General features: G+C 66.0%; 20 protein-coding genes and 1 riboswitch. Of the genes, 11 read left to right on the top strand and 9 right to left on the bottom strand.

Annotated elements, in window-relative coordinates; all coding sequences use genetic code 11:
- Nucleotide 1: 1 nt before the first annotated feature.
- The gene (locus tag MUG94_RS16470) at nucleotides 2-406 is read right to left on the bottom strand and encodes a hypothetical protein (protein WP_227907186.1); all 405 of its coding nucleotides are present in this window, start codon (nucleotides 404-406) and stop codon (nucleotides 2-4) included.
- A gap of 348 nt (nucleotides 407-754) precedes the next feature.
- On the opposite strand from MUG94_RS16470, the gene MUG94_RS16465 reads away from it, so the two are divergent.
- Entirely contained in the window at nucleotides 755-1,492 is a 738-nt protein-coding gene (locus tag MUG94_RS16465) for a GAF and ANTAR domain-containing protein (RefSeq protein ID WP_227890808.1), read from the top strand.
- Nucleotides 1,493-1,540: 48 nt separating this feature from the next.
- Here the strand turns inward: MUG94_RS16465 and ald are convergent, their stop codons facing one another.
- Nucleotides 1,541-2,659, bottom strand: a complete 1,119-nt coding sequence (ald, locus tag MUG94_RS16460; RefSeq protein WP_227890807.1) for an alanine dehydrogenase — start codon at nucleotides 2,657-2,659, stop codon at nucleotides 1,541-1,543.
- Between the two features lie 72 nt (nucleotides 2,660-2,731).
- Nucleotides 2,732-3,232, bottom strand: coding sequence for a helix-turn-helix domain-containing protein (locus tag MUG94_RS16455; protein WP_227890806.1), 501 nt, complete (start codon nucleotides 3,230-3,232; stop codon nucleotides 2,732-2,734).
- A 186-nt stretch (nucleotides 3,233-3,418) separates the two neighbouring features.
- On the opposite strand from MUG94_RS16455, the gene MUG94_RS16450 reads away from it, so the two are divergent.
- On the top strand, nucleotides 3,419-4,483 hold the full coding sequence (locus MUG94_RS16450; protein WP_227907185.1) for an alpha/beta hydrolase: 1,065 nt from the start codon (nucleotides 3,419-3,421) through the stop codon (nucleotides 4,481-4,483).
- Here the strand turns inward: MUG94_RS16450 and aceB are convergent.
- The 5 genes from aceB to MUG94_RS16425 all read right to left on the bottom strand — a co-directional run bounded on the left by aceB (nucleotide 4,465) and on the right by MUG94_RS16425 (nucleotide 8,429).
- Nucleotides 4,465-6,063, bottom strand: a complete 1,599-nt coding sequence (gene aceB, locus MUG94_RS16445) for a malate synthase A (RefSeq protein ID WP_227907184.1) — start codon at nucleotides 6,061-6,063, stop codon at nucleotides 4,465-4,467. The two genes, MUG94_RS16450 and aceB, sit on opposite strands and share 19 nt — an antisense overlap.
- Before the next feature lie 133 nt (nucleotides 6,064-6,196).
- Nucleotides 6,197-6,778, bottom strand: a complete 582-nt coding sequence (locus MUG94_RS16440; RefSeq protein WP_227890803.1) for a hypothetical protein — start codon at nucleotides 6,776-6,778, stop codon at nucleotides 6,197-6,199.
- Nucleotides 6,779-6,845: 67 nt separating this feature from the next.
- Nucleotides 6,846-7,250 (bottom strand): Asp23/Gls24 family envelope stress response protein, encoded by a 405-nt coding sequence (locus MUG94_RS16435; RefSeq protein ID WP_227890802.1) that lies wholly within the window; start codon nucleotides 7,248-7,250, stop codon nucleotides 6,846-6,848.
- Nucleotides 7,243-7,803: an Asp23/Gls24 family envelope stress response protein gene (locus MUG94_RS16430; RefSeq protein WP_227907183.1), complete on the bottom strand. Its 561-nt coding sequence runs from the start codon at nucleotides 7,801-7,803 to the stop codon at nucleotides 7,243-7,245. The genes MUG94_RS16435 and MUG94_RS16430 overlap by 8 nt, the downstream gene beginning before the upstream one ends.
- Complete coding sequence (locus MUG94_RS16425) at nucleotides 7,794-8,429, bottom strand: RNA polymerase sigma factor (protein WP_227890800.1); 636 nt, start codon at nucleotides 8,427-8,429, stop codon at nucleotides 7,794-7,796. The genes MUG94_RS16430 and MUG94_RS16425 overlap by 10 nt, the downstream gene beginning before the upstream one ends.
- Nucleotides 8,430-8,633: 204 nt before the next feature.
- Between MUG94_RS16425 and MUG94_RS16420 the strand changes: the two genes are divergently transcribed.
- From MUG94_RS16420 to MUG94_RS16385, 8 genes are all read left to right on the top strand, one after another.
- Nucleotides 8,634-9,200, top strand: coding sequence for an Asp23/Gls24 family envelope stress response protein (locus MUG94_RS16420; RefSeq protein WP_227890799.1), 567 nt, complete (start codon nucleotides 8,634-8,636; stop codon nucleotides 9,198-9,200).
- Between the two features lie 70 nt (nucleotides 9,201-9,270).
- Complete coding sequence (locus tag MUG94_RS16415) at nucleotides 9,271-9,450, top strand: hypothetical protein (protein ID WP_227890798.1); 180 nt, start codon at nucleotides 9,271-9,273, stop codon at nucleotides 9,448-9,450.
- Nucleotides 9,447-9,866, top strand: a complete 420-nt coding sequence (locus tag MUG94_RS16410) for an Asp23/Gls24 family envelope stress response protein (protein ID WP_227890797.1) — start codon at nucleotides 9,447-9,449, stop codon at nucleotides 9,864-9,866. The genes MUG94_RS16415 and MUG94_RS16410 overlap by 4 nt, the downstream gene beginning before the upstream one ends.
- Nucleotides 9,863-10,429: a DUF6286 domain-containing protein gene (locus MUG94_RS16405; RefSeq protein ID WP_227907182.1), complete on the top strand. Its 567-nt coding sequence runs from the start codon at nucleotides 9,863-9,865 to the stop codon at nucleotides 10,427-10,429. Before MUG94_RS16410 ends, MUG94_RS16405 begins: the two co-directional genes overlap by 4 nt.
- Nucleotides 10,430-10,489: 60 nt before the next feature.
- The gene (locus MUG94_RS16400; RefSeq protein ID WP_227890795.1) at nucleotides 10,490-11,089 is read left to right on the top strand and encodes an alkaline shock response membrane anchor protein AmaP; all 600 of its coding nucleotides are present in this window, start codon (nucleotides 10,490-10,492) and stop codon (nucleotides 11,087-11,089) included.
- 4 nt (nucleotides 11,090-11,093) lie between these two features.
- Nucleotides 11,094-11,918: an MBL fold metallo-hydrolase gene (locus MUG94_RS16395; protein ID WP_227907181.1), complete on the top strand. Its 825-nt coding sequence runs from the start codon at nucleotides 11,094-11,096 to the stop codon at nucleotides 11,916-11,918.
- Nucleotides 11,911-13,278, top strand: a complete 1,368-nt coding sequence (locus MUG94_RS16390) for an MFS transporter (RefSeq protein WP_227907180.1) — start codon at nucleotides 11,911-11,913, stop codon at nucleotides 13,276-13,278. The genes MUG94_RS16395 and MUG94_RS16390 overlap by 8 nt, the downstream gene beginning before the upstream one ends.
- Before the next feature lie 96 nt (nucleotides 13,279-13,374).
- Nucleotides 13,375-13,890, top strand: coding sequence for a DUF805 domain-containing protein (locus MUG94_RS16385; protein ID WP_227890792.1), 516 nt, complete (start codon nucleotides 13,375-13,377; stop codon nucleotides 13,888-13,890).
- A gap of 92 nt (nucleotides 13,891-13,982) precedes the next feature.
- On the opposite strand, the gene cycA is transcribed toward MUG94_RS16385, so the two are convergent.
- Complete coding sequence (gene cycA, locus MUG94_RS16380) at nucleotides 13,983-15,479, bottom strand: D-serine/D-alanine/glycine transporter (protein ID WP_227907179.1); 1,497 nt, start codon at nucleotides 15,477-15,479, stop codon at nucleotides 13,983-13,985.
- A gap of 280 nt (nucleotides 15,480-15,759) precedes the next feature.
- Nucleotides 15,760-15,879: riboswitch (glycine riboswitch) on the top strand.
- A 150-nt stretch (nucleotides 15,880-16,029) separates the two neighbouring features.
- Between cycA and gcvP the strand changes: the two genes are divergently transcribed.
- Entirely contained in the window at nucleotides 16,030-18,939 is a 2,910-nt protein-coding gene (gene gcvP / locus MUG94_RS16375; protein ID WP_227907178.1) for an aminomethyl-transferring glycine dehydrogenase, read from the top strand.
- The last annotated feature ends 16 nt before the right edge of the window (nucleotides 18,940-18,955 follow it).

Genomic DNA, 18,955 nt, shown 5'->3' with positions numbered 1-18,955 from the left:
GTCAGCGCGGCGGCGTCAGCGCGGTGATTAAAGCGTGCAGCTCCCGCCGCAGGCTTTCGACGTCGTTGTCGACGAGGGACATGAGCCGGGCTTCGGTGTGGTCTGCCGTGACGGAGATCGTGGCGCCGGCGGGTGTGATCATCCAGGCTGCGCCGGGTGCGGAAGCGATGTATCCGCAGTGCTGCAGGGCCAGCACGCAGTCACGGACGCAGGCTGAAGCCAGCCCTGAACTGACGCAGAGCTGGTCCTCAGTTGCGGAGGATTCGGACAGCAGCCGCAGGATGACGGTGCGTTCATGGGTTAGGCGAAGCTCAACCAGGGATTCTTCGGTGGCCCGGTTGGTAAGGAACGCTGCGGCGGAAAGCAGCCGCGGAACATATCCGGGCGCGGTCCGGTCAGTGCTCAATTGCCCCACCCCGGGGGCAGCCAACCGGCCGGAACGCTGTGGCCGGCGAAGGAATCGCAGCCGGAACATGTGTAGTTGGCCATAGCGGGAGTGTCGCCCGTGGCCGGGGAGAAGGACTCAAAAATGAGAAAATCGTCCACACCGCACTGGTGACAGAAGGGAAGTTGAACTGCAGGATCCATGGATATCCTCTGCTGGAGGGTGCGCAGAAAGCCATGGCCGCGTCTTGACCGTGAAATTTTATCGTAATATCAAACGGCACGGCAGACAATTCCGCGCCCGGGCACACGTCCGTTATCGCATACTGCCGCCCTCTTATCCGATGTGGCATGCGCCAGCAGAGGAATCATGGACGACTCAAGCACCGCAAGTGCCCCGTGGGCACAGCTGCAGGATCTTCTCGTTCAGCACGAGGATGTGCAGGATTTTCTCTCCGAACTTGCCGTCCTGACGGCGTCGTCGCTTTCCCTGCGGGGAACCACGTACTGCGGCATCACCTTCCAGCGCTCGCGCGACCATCACTTCACGGTGGCCAGCAGCGGCACTGAGGCGCTGAAGATGGATGAAATCCAGTACGCTTTCGGCGACGGGCCGTGCCTGCACGCGATCCGGATCCAGGACGAGGTGCACGTGCCCAACTCGGCCACGGACTCCCGCTGGCCGGAATACATGGACTGCATCCGGGACTACGGCATCCGTTCCATGTACGCGGTTCCGCTCAAGCTGGGCGGACAGGCCAGGGCCGCAATGAATCTTTACGCCAAGACTCCGGATGTGTTCGACGACGACTTCCGGCGCGTTGCCCAAACGTACGCCGCCGAAGCCGCGCAGGCGCTGCTCCTCGCGGTGCGGGTAGCCCGGCACGCAACGACAGTGGAGGACCTTCAGGGTGTGCTTGCCTCACGGACCACCATAGATCTGGCCGTGGGCATCATCATGGGACAGAGCCGCTGCACCCAGCGGGAGGCATTCGACACCCTCCGGCGGGCCTCCAACAGCCGCAACGTCAAGGTCCGGGTCCTGGCGGCCGAAATTGTTGAGCGGCTGAACGGGGAACCTGCCGCCCCGCATTTCACTGAAGGCTAGCGGGTGCCGGTGCGCGGACGGCCGGGGAGCCGTCCGCGCATTTCCGGATCAGGCCGGCACGAGGGAGGACCAATCCTCCGACAACTCCAGGCCCAGCGCCGTGGACACTGACGCATGCGCCACCTTCCCGCCGGCAATGTTCAGCCCGCGGGCCAGTGCCGGAGACGCGTCAAACGCGCCGCGGACGCCGCGGTCGGCCAGCGCGACGGCGTAGGGCAGCGTGACGTTGGTCAGTGCATAGGTGGAGGTGTTGGGCACCGCCCCGGGCATATTGGCCACACAGTAGAACATGGAACCGTGGACCCGGTAGGTCGGATCCTCGTGGGTGGTGGGCCGGGAATCTTCGAAGCAGCCGCCCTGGTCCACCGCGATGTCCACCAGCACGCTGCCGGGCTTCATCCGCGAGACCATTGCATTGCTGACCAGCTTCGGTGCCCGGGCGCCTGGAATAAGCACCGAACCAATCACCAGATCGGCATCCGCCAGCGCACGCTCGATTTCAAAGGCGTTGGAGGCGATGGTGCGGATCCGGCCGGCGTACTGCGCATCAAGCTGGCGCAGCCGGTCGATGTTGATGTCCAGGACTGCGACGTCGGCGTGTGCGCCCACTGCGCCGGCCACCGCATTGGTGCCGGCCACTCCGGCACCGAGCACCACCACCTTTGCCGGCCGAACGCCGGGCACACCGCCGAGAAGCAGTCCCGGACCGCCCGCCGGGGACGTCAGGCACTGTGCGCCCACCTGGACGGAGAGACGGCCGGCCACCTCGGACATGGGCGCCAGCAGCGGGAGCACGCGTCCTTCCTGCACGGTTTCGTAGGCGATGGCCGTCATGCCCGATTCCAGCAGGGCCTTTGTCAGCTCAGGCGCTGCGGCCAGGTGCAGGTAGGTGAACAGCACCAGGTCGGGACGGAAGAAGCGGTATTCCGACTCCACCGGTTCTTTGACCTTCAGGATGAGGCCGGCCTGGTTCCAGACGTCATCGGCCGAGTCCAGGATTTTGGCGCCGGCGCCGGCGTATTCAGCATCGCTGATGCTGGAGCCGATGCCTGCTCCGGATTCCACCAGTACCGTGTGTCCGCGGGTCGTGAACTCATGGACTCCGGAGGCCGTAATGGCCACCCGGAACTCGTTGTTCTTGATTTCCTTGGGAATACCGATAATCACAGCTAGCTCCGTTGCATTGCAGGTGAGGCGGGCAACCGCCGGGTTTCTCCCCAGCATAAGGGAGTAGAGCGGTCACTCCTGAACGGGTGCGCCACCGTCCTGCGCCCGCGTTGTTTTCGCCGCCTGCTGAGTCCGGAGCCAGGCTTCGACGTCGGACAGGCGGATGCGGCGGTGCGTGCCCCGGTATTCCACGGGGATGATTCCGGCGTCGGTCAGGTTTCGCAGGTAGGTGTGGGAAATTCCCGCGGCCGCGGCTGCCTGCGACGTCGTCAGGAGGGGAACGTTGGAACCGTTCCGGGTTCCGGGCGCGGAGATTGCCGGCGCCGGCACCTCTGCCCTAGGCACCTCTGGCCGGGGCGCCGCAGGCTCGGATGCGTCGCCGGATCCGACCACCACGCCTTCGCCCCGTCCCAGCCGAACGAGCAGGTCCAGCACCGCATCGCGGGCGGCAGCGGGCAGGCGCAGCGCCGTCCCGTCGACAAAAACGGTCACGTCTCCGGCGGAAAGTGCGCGGGACAATGCCCGCACCTCGGGGGCCGGGAGCGCGGATGTATGGCGGGGGCTCAGGGTCATGCTGCCATCTTGCCAAAGATCCCCGGTGTCGGTGTCACCTGCACGGTGCTGCCGGCCGAGCCGCGCTGTGGGCCGCTGCGTTTCGGCCGGCCCGCGTTGACCGGACACTCGGCGGCACGGGAGCATGGACCGTAGCCGCGGATGTCGCCCGGCCTCCAGACAGGCGGCGTGAAGGGACTCCTTGCCTTGCCAGAACTGACACATTATTCCGGGGACACCGCCACTTGGCAGCCCGACATCCTCGGTGAAGGCTATGAGCAGCTGACACTGGAGCTGCCCAGCGGAGCCCCCGCAACCTTGGTCCGCTATTCTCCGCCCGGCGGATGCCGACCGGACGCTGCCGATGTGCTGTATGTGCACGGATGGTCGGACTACTTCTTCCAAACCGAGCTTGCGCAGTACTGGGCCAAGGCCGGAATGCGGTTCTACGCCCTCGACCTGCACAACTACGGCCGCAGTCTCCGCCCGGGGCAGAGCCCTGGATTCACCATGGACCTTACCGAATACGACGACGACATCGCCGCCGCGCTCGCCGCGATGGGACGTCCCGTCCCGGCAGTGAAAGGTGAAACCGCCGAGGAGGCGAAACCAGCGCGGCCCCTGATCCTGGTGGGGCATTCCACGGGCGGACTGACCCTGAGCCTGTGGGCGGCCCGGCATCCCTTGGCCGCCTCGGCCCTGGTGCTGAACAGCCCCTGGCTGGAATTCCAGGCTACGGAGCTGGGCAGGAAGATCATCTCGCCGTTGATCGGCAGGGAGGCCCAGCGGCACCCGCTGGCCACGCTGCCCCCGGTTGACGCCGGAAACTATTCACGTGCGGTCTTTTCCGCCTTTGGCGGAGAGTGGACCTACAACCTTCTGTGGCGCCCGCTCAGGGGGTTTCCCGGCACCGTCGCATTCCTCAACGCGGTGTTCCGCGCGCAGGCGGCCGTTGCCGACGGGCTCGATCTCGGCATTCCCGTCCTGGTGCTGCTCTCCGACAAAAGTTATCTGCAGCCGCGCTGGTCGGCCGAGGCAGGAAAGGCCGACGTCGCCCTCGACGTGGAGGTGGTGGCCCACCGGGCCCTGTCGCTGGGAAACTCCGTGACAGTGGCGAGGGTGCCCGATGCCCTGCACGATGTTTTCCTGTCCGCCAAGCCGGTGCGCCGGCGTGCCTATGCTGCAGTGGACCGGTGGGCGCGCGGCTATCTGCCTGCAGCTCCGAAAACGTCACCGGAGCTGCAGGCAGGAGCTCAGTCGATCAGCTCATAGGCGGGCAGGGTCAAGAAGTCCACGTAGTCATCGGCCAGGCTGATGTCTGCAATCAGCTGGCTCGCCGGAGCGTAGAAGCGGGTGAACTGCTCCTCGGGGACCTCGCTGCGCAGGCGCTCGGTCTCTTCGGACAGCAGGCGTTCCACCAGTTCCGGGGTCACAGTGGCTCCGGTGTCTTCCAGGACAACGCCGTTATGCACCTGCTGCCACACCTGGGAGCGGGAAATTTCGGCAGTGGCAGCGTCCTCCATGAGGTTGTGGATGGCCACGGCACCGTTGCCGGAGAGCCAGACGGCCGTGTAGGCCACTGCCACATACAGGTTGGACCGCAGGCCTGCCTCGGTGATGGCGCCTTCCGCCGTGGAGACGTCCAGCAGGTCCTTGGCCGTGACGGAGACGTCATCGCGCAGCTTGTCCACCTGGTTGGGCTTGTCCCCGAGGACGGAATCGAAAACCTCGCGGCAGGTATCCACCATGTCCGGATGGGCCACCCAGGAGCCGTCAAAGCCGTCATTGGCTTCCCGGGTCTTGTCCGCAGTGACCTTTTCGAAGGCCTTGGCGGTGACTTCCGGTTCACGCCGGTTCGGAATGAAGGCGGCCATGCCGCCCATGGCAAAAGCGCCGCGGCGGTGACAGGTGCTGACCAGCAGCTCCGTGTAAGCGCGCATGAACGGTGCGGTCATGGCGACGTCGGCGCGGTCCGGCAGCAGGAAATCCTTGCCCGAGTCGCGGAAGACCTTAATCATGCTGAACAGGTAATCCCAGCGGCCGGCGTTGAGGCCGGAGGCATGATCCCGCAGCTCGTAAAGGATTTCATCCATTTCGAAGGCGGCCGGAATGGTCTCGATGAGGACGGTGGCGCGGATGGAACCGTGAGGAATCCCCACGTATTCCTCCGAGAAGGTAAAGATGTCGTTCCAGAGCCGTGCCTCAAGGTGGCTTTCCATCTTGGGCAGGTAATAGTACGGTCCCTGCCCGTTATCCAGGAGCTGCTGGGCGTTGTGAAAGAAATGCAGGCCAAAGTCGACCAGCGCGCCCACAGCAGGTTCGCCGTCAACCATGACGTGCTTCTCCGGAAGGTGCCAGCCGCGCGGCCGCACGACGGGAACGGCGAGCGGCGCATCCGTGCGCAGTTTGTATTCCTTGCCGTCCGGAGAGGTGAAGGAGAGATCCCCGCGGGCGGCCCGGTAGAGGTTGTACTCGGCGTCCACCACGTTGTGCCAGGTGGGGGTGTGGGCGTCCTCAAGGTCTGCCAGCCACACTTTTGCGCCGGAGTTCAGTGCGTTGATGGCCATCTTGGCCGGTGACGCCGGTCCGGTCATCTCCACCCGCCGGTCGGTCAGGGCGGCGGGGGCAGCGGCCACCTGCCAGTCGCCTTCTCGGACGCTGGCCGTTTCGGGCAGGAAATCCAGGCTTTCGCCGGCGGCTATGCGGCTGCGGCGCTCGGAACGGGCCTCCAGCAGGTCATCCCGGGTGGGCCGGAAGCGGTTGTGCAGCTCTTCAATAAACGCCAATGCTTCCGGCGTCAGGATTTTCTCGGCTCCCGGAGCCGGGGACATGTCGCTCACATCAATGGCCATGGTGTCTCTCCCTACGAGTGGTGACGAAGCTGTTGCCAGCAGGTGCATCGATGCGATGGAGCTTACACTCTTTGAAAGACAGAGTTTCCGTATGGTGGACTTTAATGTCTATTAAGTGGAAATGTGACAAGTCTTAGGTGTCCCGGGCGCGCATAAATGTCAGGACTTCCGCGGCTGCACTCCATCCCTGGCGGGCGTACCAGAAGCCGGACTTGGGCAGGGCAGGCATCAGGATCAGCGGCAGGTCCCGGACTGCTGCTTCCGCTGCCAGGGCTGCCAGCACAGCTGTTTCCATCGTGTGGTCAGGGTCGGCGAGCCGGATATCGATGCCGCCGAACACGGCAAACCCTTCTCCCTGTGCGATCCGTCCCCGGGCCACCGGGGAGCCGAAAGCGCTGATTTCCACCACCGAACAGTCTGGAAATTCCTCCAGCGTGAGATCTGCACCCTCGGGCAGCTGGGGCACCTGGGGCAGGTCCGCCGGGTCGGCGGTCATGAGTGCCAGAGTGGACAGGGAGACCAGCCCCTGCCCGGCGGCGAACTCCCGTGCGGTTTCCGGATCGTCCGTCACCAAGGTGAGGCGGGCACCCAGCGTGGCCGCGACTTCCGCGGCCGCCCGGGGAGTATCCCGTCCGGGCCAGGTGACCACATACTGGGCTGCGCCGCCGCCGCGGGGCGCCATCAGCACCGCGTCCCCGTCCGGAATGCTTTCCACCCCGCGCACTGCCGCCCAAGCAGGTGCCCACTGCGAAAGATTGCTCTGCCACGGCCCCAAGCCCAGGTCACCGCTCCCGAAACGGAGGGAAAGAGGGCACGTCCTCGATGGCGAGGATGGTGACGTTGATGGGGCCGGCGGCAATTCCCGTGGTGCGCAGGGCCCGGCGGACACGTTCCTGGAGATCGGCGGCAACCTCCAGGGCATTGAACCGGGCATCCGTTGCCACTTCCACGTCAATGGTTGCCGTGCCCTCTGAGACAGCGGCGAAAACTCCGTCCCTGCTCGTCCGGGCACCCGGATCAGGAAGCCGGCGCAATGTGTTGCGGGCGGCCGAGCGCAGCCGAACCGCCAGATGCCCCATCGAGGGGCCCAGCCGGAGGATGCCGGGTGTCTCGCGCGCTGCCCGTGCAGCCACCCCGGCAATTATCGAACTGCCAATCACCTTGCCCCGCAGGAGCCGGTCAGTCATCGTAAAGGTCCTCTACCGTCAAGTGGACGGCCTGCGGCACAACGCCCACCGAAGCCTCCACGGCATCACGGATATTGAGGCGCAGGAACGCCATGGCGGCGCAGATGTCCACCCCCGGCGCCACGGCAGTGCGCAGATGAATGAGGAGCCCCGAGTCGCCCCCTTCAACGCGGCCAATGCGGCAGCGGCGCGCACGAACCCCTCCTATGCCGCGGGCGGCGCCCCGGACGACGGCGGCAAGGGCCGTCTCGCTGACCTCCACGGTTCCGCCCGGGGCGCTTTCCAAGGAGAACCGCGGACCCCGCCGAACCTGTGAGAAAGCCGCATCCAGAACCCGCTCTTTGAGTCCGGCGGGAGGGCGGAGGCCGGGCTGCCGGAGGTCGTGATTCCGAAGCGCGGCCGTTGCGTTGAACAGACCCTCCATCTCGGCTCGGACCGTCTGGCAGTCCGGGCAGGACCGGGTGTGGGGGTCCGGCGGCCGAAACATGTCCTGCCAGATGCGGTTGACGGTGCGTCCGCAGTCAAGCCGGTAAAGGCGGTTCTCTAGTGCCATTGGATCATCGCCTCCGCGAGCTTTTCCCGGGCCCGTGCCAGCCGGCCGCGCACCGTGCCCGGCCCGATTCCCAGTGCAGCGCCAATCTCGGCATAGCTCTGGTCATGCATTTCCCGCAGCAGCCAACAGGCGCGCTGTTCAGGCGGGAGAGCTGAAAGAGCCCGGGACAGACACTCGAACTGCGCAGTCAGTTCCGCGGACCGGTGAGGATCACCGGTCATTGCATCCGGCGCCGGCCACAGGCCGGCTGAGTCCACGCTGTCTTCAGGGTGGGCCGTGCGGCGGCGAAGGACGTCAAAGCACCGGTTGGTGGCTGTGCGGTATACCCAGCCGCCAAAGGCGTTCGAACGGTCCAATCCGGGAAGGGCGCGCCAGCCGGCGGTCAGAGTGTCCTGCACCACGTCCTCGGCGTCACCCCGGTCATTGAGCAGCCGGTAAGCCAGACGGAACAGGCGCCCCTGGTAGCTCTCCACCAGGTGCTCGAAGGCGGAGAGATCCCCGTCCTGGGCCAGCGCCACAACCGTGGCTTCGTCGAGCCCGGCGTACCCTTCAAACCTGCCGGCAGAGGCAGGGGGACGCAATCGTGCAACGGAGCCGGACTCCTCCGGCACTTCAGCCGCGGCCATGGCTGCCCCCGTCCGGTCCGGCGGACGCCGGTCCCTTTCAAATATCCCAGAGCTTGCCGGCCTGCGGAACAGTCCCGTGCCCGCCGCCGGGTCCGGGGACTGAACTTTGCAAAACGGTGTGACGATTTGCCCCGTGCTGCGTCATTAACCCCGTAAGCGTTCCCCTTCCCCCGGGGATTCAGTTCCAAGCAGGAGATGAATGACATGGCAGATGCCCAGAAACCGTCAGGACCATCCTCCGGACCGGTGTCCGCTTCGCCGTCGCCGGGCGGGGTCAGCTCCTCCGGCTCGACCGGAACCGCAGCGCACGGCACGGTGACCAGTGTCGGTGACTCGGAATCAACCCGTAAATCCGGCCCCCTGCACACCCCTCACGGTGACACCACCATTGAGGAAACAGTGGTGCAGAAGCTTGCCGGACTGGCGACCCGCGAGGTGCCCGGCGTTTATGCCATGGGCAATACGGCCCGGCGGGTCTTCAGTTCAATGACCGAACGGATTCCCGGCTCCCAGACCAACGTCAGCAACGGCGTCAGCGTCGAGAAGGGCGAACGGCAGGCGGCGGTCGACGTGAGCATCGTGGTGGACTACGGCTACTCGATCGTGGAGGTCAGCCAGGGCATTCGCCGCAACGTGATCCGGTCCGTGGAAAACGCCACCGGGCTGGAAGTCCTGGAAGTCAACGTCAACGTCACTGATGTGCACTTGCCGGAAGACGACTCCGACGACGATCAGGATTCCAGCCAAAAACCGTCGGACCGGTTGGAATAAATCCCGGCATTTGTAATCCCGCCGGAAAAGGTGCTGCGGCGCCCCCGGCAACCTAGCGAAGGAGGACAACATGTCCGCTACGAAATGGTGCTTGGCAGTAGGCCTCGTCCTCGGAGTTGTGCTGGCTTTCGGGGGTTGGTACGCCTTCCTGCTGGCTGTGCTGTTCGGCCTGGTGGGGCTGTTGGTGGGCATGGCCGCCGACGGCAAGCTTGACCTCCAGGCCATGTTCGGCAGAGCGTCGAGCAGATGAGCGCACCTGGAATCCAGGACGCCCGGTCCCCGGCCGCCCGAAAGCCGCGGCTGGACGTTGGAGACCGCGGCACCACCGTGCTCGCCCGGAAGGTCCTCGAGAAGGTTGCCGCCCAGGTAGTGGTGGACGAAACGCTTGCCGGCGGCAGCTCAGGCGGTTTCCTGGGCATCGGCGCACGGGCGGATCTCTCTGCCCGTCCCCAGGCCAGAGTGGAACTGGCCGGCAACGTAGCCTCGCTCAGGGTGGAAGTCGGTCTGCCGTACCCGGTGCCTCTGCGTCAGGCCGCGGATCAACTGCGGGACAGGATTTCCAGCCGGGTAAGCGAAATGACCGGGGTGGAAGTGCGCCAGGTGGATGTCACCGTCTCGTGGCTGCGGCCGAAGGAGACCTTTGACGGTCGCCGGAGGCTGCAGTGAACGGGGGCCTGCCGGTGTCCCTGCGGCCCCGGCCCAGCCGGGCCGTACCGGCCATCATCTGCGGGTTGGTGCTGCTGGCCGCCGGAGTGGTGCTCGTCTGGGCCGCCATCTCCCGGCTGACGCTGGGGCAGTGGCCGCCCTTCTTCACAGCAGTCTCCGACTGGCTTGCCACGCTGAACTGGAACAGCCCCGGCAGCTGGACTGCCGGCGTCGTTCTTGCCGTGATCGGGCTGGTTCTGCTGCTCACCGTCCTGATCCCGGGAAAGTTCCACGCCCTGCCGCTGCGTCTGAATCAGGTCCGGGAAGTCAGCGGAGACAGCCGCGCGGTGATGTCCCGGCGCGCTGTTGCCCGCTTGGCCGCGGCCACCTGTGAACACATGGACGGCGTGGCCTCGGCCTCCGCAACGGCCTCGGACAAGGAGGTGCACGTGTCCGTGTACACGCCGCTGCACGACACCGCCGACCTGCAGCATTGGGTCACCGACGGCGTACGTTCCCGGCTGCAGGCAACAGGCCTGGAACCGGTGCCAAACATTACCGTTTCGATCCGGTCCGGCCGCTGACTCCCGCCGCCTAAGGCAGCGGCGGGACAGTGGCAGGGCCATCGACAGAAGGGGAACATCATGCGGCAGCACGCCGGCACCGCCAACCGTGTTTGGCTGACCATCCTGGGGCTGTTGTGCCTGGCGGCAGGCGTCTATGTCCTGCTGCTGGCTTCCGGGGTGGTGGGGACGCCAGAAGGTCCCGTCCTGTCCGGCCCGCCGGAGGACGTCACCGGAGCCGACATCGCGCCCGCCGCCGTCCTCATCGCCGGCCTGGTGCTCGGCGTCCTGGGACTGTGGTGGATGCTGGTCCAGATTCCCCGGCGCGCCGAAGCGGACACCTTCAGGCTGCAGGAGAATCCGGCCCGCGGCATTACCGTCTGCAACCCTTCGGTGCTTGCTGCGGCCGTCGAGGATGACACGGACCGGATTCCCGGTGTGGTCGGCTCAACGGCGCTGCTGCGCGGAACAGCAGAGGAACCGGACCTGACCCTGAAGGTCACGGTCAACTCCTGGGCTGACATCCGGGAGGTCATGGACCAGATTGAGGGTGCCGTTGTTCCTCACCTGGCCATGGCCCTGGAGAATCCGCTGCACAGCCTGGGAGTCCAGCTCGAGGCCAGCAACAAACAAGCCCTCTCCGGCGGCCCTGTCAGTTCCAGCGGAACCGTGGTTTATTAGCACCATGCCCTCCGCGTCTGCATCCGCAACAGACCTTCCCCTCTGCGTCACCTGCGGCACCCAGTACGGTGTGGCGCGCCGGGACTGCCCCATTTGCGACGACGAACGCCAGTACGTGCCGCTGACGGGGCAGGCCTGGACCACGCTCGACCGGTTGCGCGGACCCTCCCACCGCGGAACAATCCATGCGCAGGGTCCGGGTGTCCTGGGGATCGGCTGTGAACCGTCCTTCGGGATTGGACAACGCGCACTGCTGATCAAGGCCTCCACCGGTAACGTGCTCTGGGACTGCCAGGCCTATCTGGACGACGAGCTTGCCGCCTTGATCCGTGCCGAGGGCGGAATATCCGCCATTGCCGTCAGCCACCCGCACTTCTACACCACCATGGTGGAGTGGGCGCACGAATTCAATGCACCGGTGTACCTGCACGACGCGGACCGGCAGTGGGTGGGACGGCCCGATCCGGCGCTGGAGTTTTGGAGCGGGGACAGCTTTGAGCTGGCCGAGGACGTGACCCTTCACCGCGCAGGGATCCACTTTCCCGGCGGCACGGTCCTGCACTGGGCCGGCGATCCGGCCGGCGGCGGAGCATTGTTCAGCTCGGACATCATCAATGTCATCCCGGACCGGACGCACGTGTCCTTTCTCTACAGCTATCCCAACCAGATTCCCGAACGGCCCGAGGTGGTGGAGCGTGCCGCCGCCCGGCTGGAGCCGCTGCGCTATGACCGGTTGTACGGAGGCTGGTGGGACCGGATCATTCCACACGGCGCAGACAGCATTGTGCAGGAATCCGCTCGGCGATACCTTGCCTTCACCCGTGGATAGCCCCACGGTGCAGGGGGCCATGGGGATCGACGCCGCGGAATCGGCTTCCGCTGCAGACAGGCTCCGTCGCCGGCCGGCCTTTATCCGGTTCTGGCTGGCATCCACCGTGTCCGATTTTGGCACCTACGTCACCACGGTGGCGCTCTCCGTCCTCATCCTCGTCACGATGCAGGGAACGCCCCTGGACCAGGGCATCGCCAACGCGGCACGTTGGGCACCGTATTTGGTGTTCGGGCTGCTTGCCGGAGTGTGGATCGACCGGTTCCCGCGCCGGGCAGTGATGGTTGGTGCGGACCTGGGCCGAGCCCTGATCCTCGCTGTGATCTGCTCGGCGGCTATCCTGGGACCGCTTTCCCTGCCGGTTTTGGCGGTTTTGCTGTTCGCGTTCGGCGCCCTGGCACTCACCGGTGACGCAGCCTACCAAAGCTACCTCCCGCAGCTGGTACCCAGACCTCTGCTCGTTCGGGCGAATGCCCGGCTCCAGCAAAGCGACACGGTGGCGCAGACAGCAGGCGGAGCCGTGGCGGGAGGCCTGGTGGCGCTCATCTCGGCACCTTTCGCACTCCTTCTGGATGCTGCTTCCTACCTCCTCTCAGCGGCAGTGCTCCTGACCCTGGGGCGCTTTCCCGGACAGTCCGCTGAAACCCCGGGAGCTGCCGGTCCGAACCCGGAGTTGAAGCTCCGCGAAAAGATCGGAGAAGGCCTGCGCTGGGTCTATGGGCATCCGCAGCTGGCGCCGTTGGCCTGGAGCACCCACCTCTGGTTCGTGGGATTCTCCGCTCTCGGAGCAGTTCTGCCGGCCCTGGTGCTGCACAACCTGCATGCCGGTCCGGCGGGACTTGGCGTGGTGCTGGCCTGTGCCGGTGTAGGAGCTGTGCTCGGCACCATGCTGTCCGCCCGCCTGGGGGACCGGTGGGGCACCGGCCGTGCAGTGACGGGTGCCCGCCTGCTCCAGCCGTTTGCTGTGGCTCTGCTGGCGCTCGCAGCGATGGGCGCCCCGGACCACCAAGGACTGGACGGCCTCGGTGCCTGGCCGTCAGCGGCCGGAGCCATGGCACTGGTGTGTTCGGGACAGCTGGTGCTCGGGCTGGGAATGGGCATCGAGGGCCCGCTGGAAATGGGGTACCGCCAGGCCGTCACGCCGGACCGGTTGCTGGGTCGGATGAGCGCAACCCTCCGTTCAATAAACCGGGGGATGATCGTTCTCGGAGCACCGCTGGGCGGTTACCTCGCCACGGCCTGGGGCGTTGGCCCGGCCCTTTGGTGTTCGGGAGGTGTCCTGCTGCTGGCCGGCCTCGGGCTGCTGGCGTCACGGTTTTGGAGCGCGCGGATAGAGGACCAGCAGCAGGTTGAGGCCTGAGAACTCCTGCTCGGCAACCCGCCGACGCAGCTTGGTCGGGACGGCGGCGGATCAGGAAGTAGGCTTGTGTTTTTTACTCGACCCATGGGGGGACCAATGTCTAATCAGTATGCCCAGTATCCGCAGCACGCCTACCAGGATCCCGCTAGCTCCGGGGGCTTGGCCCAGCCGCTCCCCGGTGCAAGCTTCGGTCAGGCTCTTCAGCGGTTCTTTAAGAAGTACGCCACCTTTTCCGGGCGTGCGAGCCGCAGTGAATACTGGTGGGTGATGCTTTTTAACGGAGTCATCACGGGTCTCCTGTCGTTCTGGGCGTTCACCGCCTTGGTCAACAGCATCGACCCCTGGACCAATGAGCTGACCGGCAACTCGTTCATTCTTCCGTATGCCCTGCTGTCGTTGTATGGGCTGGCAATCCTGGTGCCGGGGCTGGCGCTGCTGGTCCGCCGCCTGCACGACGGCGGTTTCAGCGCCTGGTTCCTTCTGCTTGGCCTGATCCCGTTTGTGGGCTCGATTGCGTTCCTGGTGTTCGCCCTGATGCCCAGCAACCCCGAGGGAGCTCGCTTCGACGCCGGCGCCGGGCAGGGGCAGTACGTTCCTTACCCGCAGGCATAGTTCGGGGTAAGACCTGTCATTAGTAACGCCGCTGCGCATCACTGCGCAGCGGCGTTGCTGCTTTAAGCGGGGGATAAGGACTTCGGTTCCGGTTACTTGGCCGCTTCCGGGTGCGTCGTCAGTGCGGCCCGCTCGGCAGCGGCCATGGCCTTGTACTCCGCCACCCGGGCCTGGTGCAGCGGAGTCCGGCGCAGGAACGCATAGACAACGCCGAGCAAGGCAAACCAGATGGGCGTGACCAGCAGGGCATGCAGGGTATCGGCTTGGGTGGTCAGCGCCCAGAGGATGAAGGCGAAGAACGCCAGCACCACGTAGACCATCACCACGCCGCCGGGCAGCTTAAAGGTCGAGGCGTTGTGCAGCTGCGGCCGGCGTTTGCGGAACACCAAATAGCTGAGCAGGATGATCGTCCAGACAAACATGAAGCACAGCGCGGAGATGGTGGTGACCAGGGTGAAAGCTGCGCTGACCGATTCGCCGGCGTACAAGAGAACGACGCCGGCCAGCAGGAAGGTGCAGGAGAAGAACAGTGCGTTCTGGGGCACCTTGCGCCGTGACAGGCGGCCGAACGCCTTGGGGGCGTCGCCGTCGTGCGCCAGGCCAAAAACCATGCGCGACGTGGAATATATCCCGGAGTTTGCCGAGCTGGCGGCGGAGGTCAGGACCACAAAATTCACCACGGCGGCCGCGGCTCCGAGCCCGGCCAGGGCAAACATGCCCACGAACGGGCTTTCGTCCGCACTGAACTCGTCCCAGGGAACCACTGAAATCAGGACGACCAGGGCGCCCACGTAGAAGAGCATGATGCGCAGCGGGATGGAATTGATGGCGCGGGGAAGGTTCTTTTCCGGATCCTTGGTTTCGGCTGCGGCCGTGCCCACCAGTTCAATGCCCACAAACGCGAACACGGCAATCTGGAACCCGGCCACAAAGCCCATCGGGCCGGTGGGGAACAGCCCGCCGTGCTCCCAGAGGTTGTTGAAACCGGCCACGTTGCCGTCGCCGGAGCTGAAGCGGGTGAAGATCATCACCAGGCCCACCACAATGAGGGTGACGATCGCCAGGATCTTGATCAGGGCAAACCAGAACTCGGTCTCACCGAAGGCCTTCACCGTGGGCAGGTTCAGCGCCAGCAGTACGAGGATGCAGGCCAGGGCCGGAATCCACAGCGGCGCGTCCGCCCACCAGAAGGTGACGTAGTGCGAAATGGCCACCACGTCGGCAATCCCGGTAACCACCCAGCAGAACCAGTAGGTCCAACCGGTGAAGAACCCGGCCCAGGGGCCCAGGAGGTCAGCGGAGAAGTCGGTGAAGGACTTGTACCGGAGGTTGGACAGCAGCAGTTCGCCCATGGCCCGCATGACGAAGAACAGCATGAAACCGATGACCATGTAGACAAAAATCACCGACGGTCCGGCCACCGAAATGGTTTTGCCGGAGCCCATGAACAGGCCGGTTCCGATGGCACCGCCGATGGCCAGAAGCTGGATGTGGCGGCTGGAGAGGGAGCGGGAGAGTTCCGGCTCGGCGGAACGTGTTACCCCGGGAGAAGTCTCCGCGGGGGTGGGGCGGGTCAGGCGGTCAGACATGGGGATCTTTCTTATTTAGGCACCCGCCGGCGCGCGTGACGCCGCCACGCGCACGGAAGGCTCGTACCCGGGCCGTAAGAAAGACGTTGGCGCCACCGCCGACATTCCAGTGTGGAAGTCGCTCCCGCACCATGTCAATTTGGCGCCCGCCGGCGGGCAAAAAGACGGCGTGACGCCGCACACCTGCGTCAAACAGGATGCGGCAGGCGTCACAGTCTTGATGAGGTACCGGCGGGAGGGTAGGGTCACAGGTGGATATACACAAGTGAATATGCCTTTATCAGCCGTGGCGGGAGAGTCCCGCTTTTTGCAGCCTCCTTTTCGTGGGCCAGCACCGGCGGGCGCCGTAGGAGCAAACCCTCCCCGGGAATCTCTCAGGCCCCTGTACCGCCACAGCGAGGCAACTCTGGAAAGCAGCTTCCGCCCATTGCGTGCGGAACTCACCGACGGTGCAAGCGGGGCCACCCCCGCGGAATCTCTCAGGTCCAATACAGAGCGGGGAGGACCCAACGTTAGTTGGCGTACCCCGTCTGCCTTCCAGGAGCCCTGAATGACTGCTGATCTGTCCACTGCTGAAACCCCCGCCACGTCCGCCGCGAACTCCCTTGGGTCCGCCGAAGCCGCACCCGTCGCCGAGGGTTTTGTTGACCGCCACATTGGTGCGCGCGCCGGCTCAGCCGAAGCCATGCTCCGGGCCGTGGGATATGACTCCCTGGATGCACTGGCGGACATGGCTGTTCCCGCAGCCATTCGGCAGGGAAGCCCCTTGGTGCTGAATCCCGCCCGCTCGGAAGAGGAGACTCTGGCGCAGCTGCGTGCCATCGCCGGAAAGAACAAGACGGCCGTGCAGATGATCGGCCAGGGCTACTACGGCACGCACACCCCGCCGGTGATCCTCCGCAACGTCGTGGAGGACCCCGCCTGGTACACGGCGTACACCCCTTACCAGCCCGAGATCTCCCAGGGTCGGCTCGAAGCTCTCCTGAACTTCCAGACCATGGTCCAGGACCTCACCGCCCTGCCCATCGCCAACGCCTCGCTGCTGGATGAAGCCACCGCAGTGGCCGAAGCCGTGCTGCTCATGCGCCGCTCCAACAAGTCCAAGGCGAACGGCGCCATTGTGCTGGACTCGGAGATCCTGCCGCAGACCATCGCCGTGGTGAAGGGCCGCGCCAAGGCATTGGGCTTCGACGTGATTGTGGCGGATCTGGGCAACGGACTGCCCGACGGCGAGATCACCGGCCTGGTTCTGCAGCAGCCGGGCGTTTCCGGCGTGGTCCGCAACGCTGCAGCCCTGATTGCCGGGGCCAAGGAACGCGGCGCGCTCGTCACTGTGGCCGCGGACCTGCTGGCCCTGACCCTGATCACTCCTCCCGGCGAGCAGGGTGCCGATATTGCCGTTGGCTCTGTGCAGCGTTTCGGGGTTCCGCTGTTCTTCGGCGGCCCGCACGCCGCGTACATGGCCGTCCGCAAGGGCCTGGAACGGTCGCTGCCGGGCCGCCTGGTGGGCGTCTCCAAGGATTCCGCCGGAACCCCGGCGTACCGGCTGGCGCTGCAGACCCGCGAGCAGCACATCCGCCGCGAGAAGGCCACCTCCAACATCTGCACCGCCCAGGCGCTGCTGGCCATCGTGGCGTCCATGTACGCCGTCTATCACGGCCCCGAGGGCCTGAAGCGGATCGCCCGCCGTGCGCACGACTCCGCCCGCACCCTGGCCGCCGCCCTGCAGGAAGCCGGCATCGAACTGATGCACGAGAGCTTCTTCGACACCGTCACCGCCCGCGTCCCGGGCCGCGCCGCCGAAATCGTTGCCGCCGCCGAAGCCCGCGGCATCAACCTGCGCAGCATCGACGCGGACACCGTGGGCATCTCCTGCGATGAGACGACGACGCCGGCCGTCCTCGCCGACGTCGCCGCCGCCTTTGGCGCCTCTGTTGATGCAGCGGGCAGCCAGCCCGAAGGCTTCGAACTGCCGGAGGCCATCCGGCGCACCTCGGACTTCATGACCCACCCGGTGTTCTCCTCCTACCGCTCCGAAACGCAGATGCTGCGCTACCTGCGCCGCCTCTCGGACCGTGATCTGGCCCTGGACCGGACCATGATTCCGCTGGGCTCCTGCACCATGAAGCTCAACGCCACGGCCGAAATGCAGGCCATGACCTGGCCCGAGTTCGCCTCCATCCACCCCTTCGCCCCCGATTCCCAGACCGAGGGCTGGCGCGAACTGATCGCGGATCTCGAAGCGAAGCTCGCGGTCATCACCGGCTACGACCGGGTCTCCATCCAGCCCAACGCCGGCTCGCAGGGCGAACTGGCCGGCCTGCTGGCCATCCGCGGCTACCACCACTCCCGCGGCGATGACCAGCGCACCGTCTGCCTCATCCCGGCGTCCGCGCACGGCACCAATGCCGCCTCCGCCGTCCTGGCCGGGATGAAGGTGGTGGTGGTGGCCACCGCCGGCGACGGTGCCATTGACCACGCGGACCTGCGCGCCAAGATCGACGCGCACCGTGAAAACCTCGCCGCCATCATGATCACCTACCCCTCCACCCACGGTGTGTTCGACGACGACGTCCGCGACGTCTGCGACGCGGTGCACGAAGCGGGCGGCCAGGTCTACATTGACGGCGCCAACCTTAACGCCCTGGTGGGGCTGGCCCAGCCCGGCGAATTCGGCGGCGACGTCTCGCACCTGAACCTGCACAAGACCTTCTGCATCCCGCACGGCGGCGGCGGTCCGGGCGTCGGCCCGGTGGCCGTAAAGTCCCACCTGGCACCGTTCCTGCCCGGCGACGCCGCCACCTGGACCGACGGCGAGGACATTCCCGTGTCCGCGTCGCGCTTCGGCTCCGCCGGAGTGCTGCCCATTTCCTGGGCCTACGTGAACCTCATGGGCGGCGAAGGCCTGACCGAAGCCACCAAGAGCGCGCTGCTGGCCGCCAACTACGTGGCGGCCCGGCTCAACGACTACTTCCCGGTGCTCTACACGGGCAAGGGTGGACTCGTGGCGCACGAGTGCATCCTGGACCTGAGGGACCTGACCGCGAAAACCGGCGTCACCGCCGAAGACGTTGCGAAGCGCCTGGTGGATTACGGCTTCCACGCCCCCACGCTGTCCTTCCCAGTGGCCGGCACCCTGATGGTGGAGCCCACCGAGTCCGAGGACCTGGGCGAAATTGACCGCTTCATCGACGCCATGATCGCCATCCGCGCCGAAATCGACCAGGTGGCCGCCGGCGACTTCACGCTCGAGGGCAGCCCGCTGCGCAACGCGCCGCACACCGCCGTCGTGGTGGCCGGCAACGATTGGGACCGCGCCTACCCGCGGGAACAGGCCGCCTTCCCGATGCGCAGCCAGCGGATGGACAAGTACTTCCCGCCGGTGGGACGGATCGACGGCGCAGCCGGGGACCGGAACCTCATCTGCTCCTGCCCGCCCATCGAAGACTTCGAAAACTAGAGCGCAAAGGCTAAGA

The sequence above is a fragment of the Arthrobacter gengyunqii genome (assembly GCF_023022985.1).
In the GTDB taxonomy this organism is placed as follows: Bacteria; Actinomycetota; Actinomycetes; order Actinomycetales; family Micrococcaceae; genus Arthrobacter_B; species Arthrobacter_B gengyunqii.
The sequence above is the reverse complement of the archived record's forward strand: the minus strand, read 5'-3'. Positions and strand labels throughout refer to the sequence as shown.

Coding starts and splice junctions, on each gene's coding strand:
- MUG94_RS16455 (WP_227890806.1), bottom strand. CDS start 3,232: ATGACCCTGAGCCCCCGCCATACATCCGCGCTCCCGGCCCCCGAGGTG.
- MUG94_RS16465 (WP_227890808.1), top strand. CDS start 755: ATGGACGACTCAAGCACCGCAAGTGCCCCGTGGGCACAGCTGCAGGAT.
- MUG94_RS16385 (WP_227890792.1), top strand. CDS start 13,375: ATGTCTAATCAGTATGCCCAGTATCCGCAGCACGCCTACCAGGATCCC.
- aceB (WP_227907184.1), bottom strand. CDS start 6,063: ATGGCCATTGATGTGAGCGACATGTCCCCGGCTCCGGGAGCCGAGAAA.
- MUG94_RS16395 (WP_227907181.1), top strand. CDS start 11,094: ATGCCCTCCGCGTCTGCATCCGCAACAGACCTTCCCCTCTGCGTCACC.
- MUG94_RS16420 (WP_227890799.1), top strand. CDS start 8,634: ATGGCAGATGCCCAGAAACCGTCAGGACCATCCTCCGGACCGGTGTCC.
- MUG94_RS16435 (WP_227890802.1), bottom strand. CDS start 7,250: ATGACTGACCGGCTCCTGCGGGGCAAGGTGATTGGCAGTTCGATAATT.
- gcvP (WP_227907178.1), top strand. CDS start 16,030: ATGACTGCTGATCTGTCCACTGCTGAAACCCCCGCCACGTCCGCCGCG.
- cycA (WP_227907179.1), bottom strand. CDS start 15,479: ATGTCTGACCGCCTGACCCGCCCCACCCCCGCGGAGACTTCTCCCGGG.
- MUG94_RS16430 (WP_227907183.1), bottom strand. CDS start 7,803: ATGGCACTAGAGAACCGCCTTTACCGGCTTGACTGCGGACGCACCGTC.
- MUG94_RS16425 (WP_227890800.1), bottom strand. CDS start 8,429: ATGGCCGCGGCTGAAGTGCCGGAGGAGTCCGGCTCCGTTGCACGATTG.
- MUG94_RS16410 (WP_227890797.1), top strand. CDS start 9,447: ATGAGCGCACCTGGAATCCAGGACGCCCGGTCCCCGGCCGCCCGAAAG.
- MUG94_RS16415 (WP_227890798.1), top strand. CDS start 9,271: ATGTCCGCTACGAAATGGTGCTTGGCAGTAGGCCTCGTCCTCGGAGTT.
- MUG94_RS16400 (WP_227890795.1), top strand. CDS start 10,490: ATGCGGCAGCACGCCGGCACCGCCAACCGTGTTTGGCTGACCATCCTG.